The organism is Paenibacillus algorifonticola (assembly GCF_050481745.1).
Taxonomy (GTDB): domain Bacteria; phylum Bacillota; class Bacilli; order Paenibacillales; family Paenibacillaceae; genus Pristimantibacillus; species Pristimantibacillus algorifonticola_A.
Window position 1 is genome coordinate 1 of record NZ_JBCNGR010000066.1, and the last position, 2,577, is coordinate 2,577.

At 46.6% G+C, this 2,577-nt stretch carries 2 protein-coding genes and 1 riboswitch; both genes read right to left on the bottom strand.

Translation table 11 applies throughout. The features are described from left to right. Window positions 1-362: 362 nt before the first annotated feature. Window positions 363-1,427 carry a Rieske 2Fe-2S domain-containing protein gene (locus ABEW34_RS31225; RefSeq protein WP_430165554.1) on the bottom strand — a complete coding sequence of 355 codons (1,065 nt, stop codon included), beginning with the start codon at window positions 1,425-1,427 and terminating at the stop codon, window positions 363-365. A 75-nt stretch (window positions 1,428-1,502) separates the two neighbouring features. Then, the gene (locus tag ABEW34_RS31230; RefSeq protein ID WP_430165557.1) at window positions 1,503-2,063 is read right to left on the bottom strand and encodes a phosphoribosyltransferase; all 561 of its coding nucleotides are present in this window, start codon (window positions 2,061-2,063) and stop codon (window positions 1,503-1,505) included. Between the two features lie 144 nt (window positions 2,064-2,207). Then, window positions 2,208-2,310: riboswitch (purine riboswitch) on the bottom strand. Window positions 2,311-2,577: the final 267 nt, after the last annotated feature.

Genomic DNA, 2,577 nt, shown 5'->3' on the forward strand with positions numbered 1-2,577 from the left:
AGTTTTATCATTGGTTTTGCAGCTCCTTCGGCTCGGTTTACGCGATTTTTACGCGCAAAAAAACCGCAGGCATAGCCATGCGGTTTTTAACAACAAACAGCAACTATCCATGAGAATGACAGACGGCTAGCGCCTGCCTGACTATTTAATTCATAATCACCATCGTATCAATGATCATCATCTTAGCCCGGCGTTTCATGCCGCTCACTCCCTTCAACTGCAAAATGGATCGCTCCTGCTAAAGTTCCAGCTTTGAAAGCACTTTCAGTGTACAGCATCCTAGCTGTATTTGTAAATAAAAACCTGTATTAGTAGCCGTCGAAAATCCGCTTTCCCGATCAAAAAAGCATAACGAAAATGAATTAGGACGTGTAGTTTTTGCCTAGACCCAGCTCTGTCAACAGCTGGCGATAAGCGATAGAGGTACGGTCAGCCGGAATATGGGCCTCAGCCTGAAGATCAAGCGGCAAATCCTCTGGTGTCTGCGCTTCGACCATTTCGGCATCCTCTTGGAACACCTTTAAGTTAAAATCAATCGTATCTTGAATCGGAGCATTCTTATCGAAATTACGCGATATCGGGCAGAACAACCTTGTATATCGGGCCGATACTGGAGACGCGCAGTTTAAAATATTCAATCTCCCCTCATCGGGAAAATAAACGGTGAGCGATGCAGCGAATGGCGGAAACACGCGGAATTCGCGCAGCCACATAAAGTCATCAGGAGCCGGATTCTCCTGTCCCTTGCCATAGTTGCTGACCGTGCTCCAATATTCCGCAAGCAGCTCCTGTCCTTCCCGCTTCACCTTATATTGCGGCACCTCGGTGTTGTTGCGGTCACCGAACGTTTCCATATGCACATATGCAAAATGCGATACGTCCAAGAAACCCTCCATTTGGCGGCCAGCAGAGCCGGCAATATCAAAGCTCGGCGGCAAAACGTTCAAGTAATCGGGATCTTCCCAGCCGGGGAAGGGCGGAATATTTTCCTCCAAGGACATCAGTGACGTCCAGATCAAGCCATAACGCTCTACGGCCGGATACGTAATGAGCTTTAGTTTAGGCGAGATGCGCGAATCGGGATGCGCGGGCACTGCCGTGCATTTGCCTTCGCAATTGTAACGAAAACCATGATACGGGCATACGATTTCGCCATTTTCAATCCAGCCCTTGCTGAGCGGAGCTCCGCGGTGAAAGCAAAGGTCACGGGCAACGACGACCCGGTCGCTGCTGCGGTAGCAGACAAGCTTCATATCCAGCAGGGTTACCGCCACCGGCTTATCTGCAATCTCGCTTGCAATCGCGATCGGATACCAATATTGCGCCAATACATGCCAATCCTCAGCAGAAAAGGTACAATTCCGCGGCAGCTCGTTCTCTTCTCTTTTTTTAGCTGCCGTCTTTGTGTTTTGCCCCATAATCGTCATATTGTCCACCTCTTTATCGTAGTTAACCGCTTTGACTTAAGCGTATATGGGCTGTCTGTTTATCGCTCTTTACAATTAAACCTGGGTTAGAATACGTACCGGAACGTTCAAGTCATCCTCCAGCTTGCGGTAATGCTCGCCTTTGGCTATGATCGCCTGCACTCCGACAAGCTTTACGCCCATCTCTTCCATCTGCACAGCAATCGAGCGGATTGTTGCACCGGAGCTGATAACATCATCAACGAGCAGAACGCGGTCGCCTGCCTGAAAGCCGTCAAAGCAAATGCGATTTTCGTTGTAAGCCGTTTCGCGCTTGGCCTCCAGGTGGATATCTTTATATAAATCCGTGCTCAGCCTTAAAATGTTAATCGGCTTCAGCAGCTTATACGCCGCAAGCATCCCCCATGTGTGGCCACCAGGCTCTGGCGATACGATATAATCGTAATTCTGAAAATGACCCTCAATGCTCACCGCCAAATTATCGGTAATTTCATTAATAAGCTCTGGAGCGATATAGGTTCCCCGCTCGCCGAACGGATATAGTTTAAAGTCATAAAAGGTATCCTTCGTTTTCTGAATTTTGACTGTTCTGGCATTAGCAATGGAATCGGAAAGTCTGGTGTTTGTGAGGCTCATATGCTTCTCTCCCTTAAATTTCTCTATTGTCGCCTTAAGTGTGAAACTTATAAGCTCTTATATTTCAAAAAACCCAGACTTAAGAGACTTCAGCTTCATTTCCCTGCTGCGATCAGCCCTGGGGCATCGCTAAACAGGAAAAATGCGTCGCTTTCAGTCTCTTGTAGCCTGGGGCAATTCACGGTTGCCTGTAGAAACGCCCATCCCTTATTAATGGGCTTATACAAGAATAACGCTTTTATGATTTAATGTTAACTTATCTAACATTAAAGGTTTTAATTATAATAACACCACCCTTTTTCACTGTCAATAACGAATTTAGCGTCAACTTATCTATCATTAAAATGCTTTAAAATGCTAGAACTATTTTAGCAATATAAATAGCGGCAGCCATGGACAAGTCAAGACCGTCCTAGACTACCGCTATTTAAACATCTACCGTGCCAATGATTTTCCTCGCCCAAGCTTTTAAGCGCTTCGCCTATAGCGAACTGTTCATCTCCCACTTCTTGAG

Excerpts from the sequence above, each read along its gene's own strand:
- ABEW34_RS31225 (WP_430165554.1), bottom strand. The coding sequence starts at position 1,427 with ATGACGATTATGGGGCAAAACACAAAGACGGCAGCTAAAAAAAGAGAA.
- ABEW34_RS31230 (WP_430165557.1), bottom strand. The coding sequence starts at position 2,063 with ATGAGCCTCACAAACACCAGACTTTCCGATTCCATTGCTAATGCCAGA.